General features: G+C 37.6%; 5 protein-coding genes and 1 pseudogene. 4 read left to right on the top strand and 2 right to left on the bottom strand.

Annotated elements, in window-relative coordinates:
- Positions 1-512: pseudogene (locus VE944_RS02400) on the top strand (translational GTPase TypA); the annotation flags it as partial.
- Positions 513-794: 282 nt separating this feature from the next.
- Here the strand turns inward: VE944_RS02400 and VE944_RS02395 are convergent.
- Positions 795-2,510 carry an AIPR family protein gene (locus VE944_RS02395; RefSeq protein ID WP_324971718.1) on the bottom strand — a complete coding sequence of 572 codons (1,716 nt, stop codon included), beginning with the start codon at positions 2,508-2,510 and terminating at the stop codon, positions 795-797.
- A 204-nt stretch (positions 2,511-2,714) separates the two neighbouring features.
- On the opposite strand from VE944_RS02395, the gene VE944_RS02390 reads away from it, so the two are divergent.
- The 3 genes from VE944_RS02390 to VE944_RS02380 all read left to right on the top strand — a co-directional run bounded on the left by VE944_RS02390 (position 2,715) and on the right by VE944_RS02380 (position 3,705).
- The gene (locus tag VE944_RS02390; protein WP_324971715.1) at positions 2,715-2,975 is read left to right on the top strand and encodes a DUF2281 domain-containing protein; all 261 of its coding nucleotides are present in this window, start codon (positions 2,715-2,717) and stop codon (positions 2,973-2,975) included.
- Positions 2,972-3,382, top strand: coding sequence for a type II toxin-antitoxin system VapC family toxin (locus tag VE944_RS02385; RefSeq protein WP_324971712.1), 411 nt, complete (start codon positions 2,972-2,974; stop codon positions 3,380-3,382). The genes VE944_RS02390 and VE944_RS02385 overlap by 4 nt, the downstream gene beginning before the upstream one ends.
- Positions 3,383-3,465: 83 nt before the next feature.
- Positions 3,466-3,705 (top strand): hypothetical protein, encoded by a 240-nt coding sequence (locus VE944_RS02380; RefSeq protein ID WP_324971708.1) that lies wholly within the window; start codon positions 3,466-3,468, stop codon positions 3,703-3,705.
- A 203-nt stretch (positions 3,706-3,908) separates the two neighbouring features.
- Here VE944_RS02380 and VE944_RS02375 read toward each other — a convergent pair whose 3' ends face one another.
- Positions 3,909-4,352, bottom strand: coding sequence for a DUF29 domain-containing protein (locus VE944_RS02375; protein WP_324971705.1), 444 nt, complete (start codon positions 4,350-4,352; stop codon positions 3,909-3,911).
- Positions 4,353-4,523: the final 171 nt, after the last annotated feature.

Here is a 4,523-nt window from a genome sequence, read left to right as displayed (position 1 = left end):
AAGATATGCAACCAGGTAGTGGCGATCGCACCCAGTTAGAGTTTGTCATTCCCGCCCGTGGATTGATTGGTTTCCGGGGTGAATTCATGCGGATGACTCGTGGCGAAGGCATCATGAACCACAGCTTCTTAGACTACCGTCCAATCAGTGGTGATATTGAAGCCCGTAACAAAGGTGTTTTAATCTCCTTTGAAGAAGGCGTTTCTACCTTCTACGCCATGAGAAATGCCGAAGATAGAGGAGCATTCTTTATTACTCCCGGCACAAAGGTTTACAGAGGCATGATCGTGGGAGAACACACTCGTTCTCAAGATTTGGAACTAAATATCTGTAAAACCAAGCAGTTAACCAACCACCGGGCTGCTGGTGGCGATGAATTGGTGCAACTGCAAGCGCCGATAGACATGAGCCTAGAGCGTGCTTTGGAATACATCGCCGCCGATGAATTGGTGGAAGTTACACCTCAATCGATTCGTCTGCGTAAGATGTCGAAGAAGTTGGCGAAACGGTAAGTAAAGTTATCTAATTGATTTAAAAAGCTCGCTTATGCGGGCTTTTTGTTTTACTATCTACGGAATATGATAATCAAGTAGCTGTGAGCCTTTGATTAATGTGGAGTTAGGAGTTTCTGAGTAAGGTGCGATCACTTGAGTCAAGCCCTAGTAAGGGGATTTCTGATGAAAAAAATATCTATGTTGACGAGTTTCGACTTCGTTCAACTCTCGATTACGCAGTTGGTTGAGCGAAATCGAAAGCAATGACTATGGTAGTTTTATTACTAGAATTCACCTAAGTTATATTTTTTGGCTGTTCTGATTCACTAATGTATTCCACAACTTAGAAAATGAGTCAACACGGTCACGCGCAATAAGTTTTTTATGAGAAGTAATTACTTTGTTTGCTAGACTACGTAGAAGGTTTGGAGCTTTGAAAGTTCCTTTAAAGTCAAAGTTTTCCCCACCTGCTTCCTTAAATTCTGCATTGAGATCGATAACTATATCTCCCATAATGATATGGATACATTTAAGAAGATTTGCCTTCTCGCTAGGATTTTTGGAAAAATTTTCAGGCTTTTTGCAAAAAGCTTTTCCAACTTCATCTTCTGATAAAACCTCTGAAAGAAGGTAAAGAAGAAAAAACTTAGTTATTTGATAACCACCAAATAGTGGAGGTTCAATTTTTACCAAATATTGTTCTATTGCTTTATATAAATCAAATAAAACTACAATTCTTCCTCCAGTTACTTCTGGCCGAGCAAAAATATCATGGTGTAAATCATCAAAAATCTTACTATATCTTTGAACATCTGAAGGTCGCTTCAAGTCAAATGCAAGTAGAATCTGTCCAGCAAGTGTATTTTCTATAGCTATACGTTCACCAGGCGTATCTCCGCGCTTAATTTCATAGAAATAATCTGGATATTTCTGGTCAATTTCTTGTTGAAGTCTAACTTGGGTCTGTGTGTTTGACCGAAAATCTCGCGCTTGGATACCATTTTGATTATTGCTGTTATGAGTAATCCTAGATATAAGACTTGACTGTGTAGAATTTACTTGAATAATTCGAGTCAATATTCTTAGATCCTTGGATACTTTACCTCTATTTTCATAAAGGCTAGATACTGTTTGACAACCGTTAACTACTGAGTATCCTTGTATCTTTACTTTATCTTTCTCTGAGGTATCAAGGCTGTCGCAAATAATAGTTATTCCATTATGGTAAAGTAGAAAGTTAATATGTTCTGAAGGTTCAGATATACTTTTAGTAATATCTTTGTTAACCTTTGTCTTTCCTAAACCTTTCCTCAAGTTCAAATCGAAAAGCTGCTGATTTTCAATGCCTTCCATCTGTATCAAATCCACTGCTGACACTGGAGCAATTACTACTTTTGCAGTATTGGCAACATTATACTGAGTATAGTCAAAGCCAAAAACATCAAAGGCAATCTCAGATGTTGCTGGAATTGCTTTATCGCTTGGTACATACATCTGAGAAATTAAAGATTTATCCCATACTTCTAACTTAATTTGTGAAGTCGCTTGAAGAAAACTATCAGCATTTGAATCTTTGATTGCATTGGTAACAAAGATGCCATGAATTGTATATCTGGAAGAGATAAAAATATCTCTATACTCCATAAGCAAATTTTTCAGTTGAGTATTGCCAGTTGTTGATATCATCGAGTCTATGCCCTCAGACGTTTCTAGTTGCTTCAAGCTTCCTACAAATTCCTTAAGCTGCGTGTCTCCTAAAGTTTTATTAGAATTTTGAACTGTCTTTGATTGAAAAATATCTATAGATTCTTCATTCTCATTAATATAAATTCCATCAATACCCTTGTCTCCACGTCCGTCACAAACTATATTCTGAACTTCAATAACGTTTAATCTATATATATTCACTAAGAACCAACTTAAAAATGCACTAGCTTCTTCACGTCCTGGAATCTTATAAGGCTGGATGATTTGGACAAGATTGGTGTAATCAAGATTAAGCATAGATTCTGGCACAGAGGCTAAATTCCCTTATCATATACGATACAAGCTTGAAGGGCATTTGGAAGGTGAGCAATAAAAGGCGATCGCTAACCCGCAGGTATTCTTACAAAAAGCGATCACCAATTAGCAGCATAGATTTACAGTGCGATCGCCCTTGCTGTACATTTAGTCAAATTTTTGAGTAAAAATGTAAGAGGAGTGAAAAAGGCAATTATCATGACTATTCCTGAAACTACCATTGCAAAATTGCAGCAACTTTCCGAACCACTCCTGCAAGAAGTGACCGATTTCATTGATTTTGTGATCCACAAACATCAAGTTAAAATTGCTGATAGTCAGCCTGATGAAACACTTGTAGGAAAATGGTCACAATGGTTTGAGGCTGTGCATTCCCTAGACGTATCTGCATCTGAACCAGTCAGCAACTATCAGCAACTCCTACTCAACAAATATCGGCAACAAGGGCTAGAGCTATGATCCTGTGCGATGCAGGAGTCTTATTGTGTTTAGTTGATCCCACTCAGCCTCAGCACAATGCTTATAAAATCGCAGTGATGCGTTTGGCAAAGCCTCTCGTCACAACTTGGTCATGCCTGACAGAAGCCATGTATCTTGCCCTGCATCGTGGCGGCTGGCAAATGCAAAAACAGTTGGGGCAGCTTCTTTTAGATAAATTGCTGACCGTTTACGAGGTTCAGGAAAGTGATTACAGCCGTTTGTTGGTGCTGATGGAACAATACCGCGATCGCCCAATGGATTTAGCAGATGCAACGTTGGTTTTGACGGCTGAAAAAACAGGGTATCGTCAAATTCTCACCCTCGATTCTGATTTCTTGTTTTATCGAATTGGTCATCAAGACACCTTTGAAATCATTTCAGTCTGAAGCAATGAGTAACCAAATCACGATTTAGATAAAGATACGAATTATCAGCGCCCGAAATGCTACCCGCCAAGAAAAGAGGTTTTATGAACAAGGAAGTTGAAAAGGAAATTGAAGATGAATTACGTTCTGAGTACGACTTTGCTCAAATGGCAAGTGGGGTTAGAGGTAAGTATATTGAGCGATATCGTACAAAAACGAACCTAGTACTTTTAGATCCCGATATTGCCCAAGCTTTTCCCAACGATGAAGCAGTTAATGAGGCATTAAGGTTGTTAATCCAGGTCGCCCAGCGCCAGCAGCGTACTGTACAGCAAACAGAATAAAAGTTGTTGGCAAGAGTCAATGTTGGCAAGCGATTACATTCTATCTTTCCCGCAAATGTACTGTATCACGGGGACGTAATTCATCTGCGATCGCCCATTAGTTCCATAACGACACAAGCCAAGGGTGACGCCGAATAGGCCGTCGTAGACATCATATCTCGGTGCTGCTTTGATTTTACAAAACTCAGATAATACTGATATCTTTAAGGTAAATAATTTTCATCTAATAATTGTACAAGAGTGTAAGGGCACTTTTCTAAAAAAATATTTAAATCGGTTTTAATTTTCACAAAATCAACTGCACTTTGATAAATATTCTCTAAATCATCCTGTAAGTTTTTTATTAAATTCGTTGTTAAATGATTATTTAAGTCATATCTAAAAGTTTTAATTTCTCCAATCCAATGACGATAGTTTCTTTCATATTCCACCTGCCAATATTGGAGTAATAATATATGAATAACAATTTGCCTTAAAAGACTTTTGGCTTTAGCTAAATCTCTTTTACCCAAACTGATTAATTCCTCAATTAAGTTTTCTAAATCAAGTTGGTTAAACTGTTTTTGTTTTAATAATTCAATAGTTTTTTCTAACCACAAATTCTCATCGGTTTCATAGAGTTGCTTTAAGTTGGTAGTAATTGTCATATTTTTACCTTCTACCTACATTCCATAATCTAATCATATACAATTATAAATTTATAGATGCAAACCACCAAAATCCAGAGAACTGGTAAAGACTATCAATGCACCAAGTTAATTTGAAAGAAGCTGAGACTCGCCTAGCAGAATTAATTGAAGAGGCGGCTGGTGGAGAAG

This window comes from Nostoc sp. (genome assembly GCF_035638895.1).
Classification (GTDB): domain Bacteria; phylum Cyanobacteriota; class Cyanobacteriia; order Cyanobacteriales; family Nostocaceae; genus Nostoc.
Note: the sequence above shows the minus strand (reverse complement) of the source record. Positions and strands in the feature narration are given on the sequence as shown.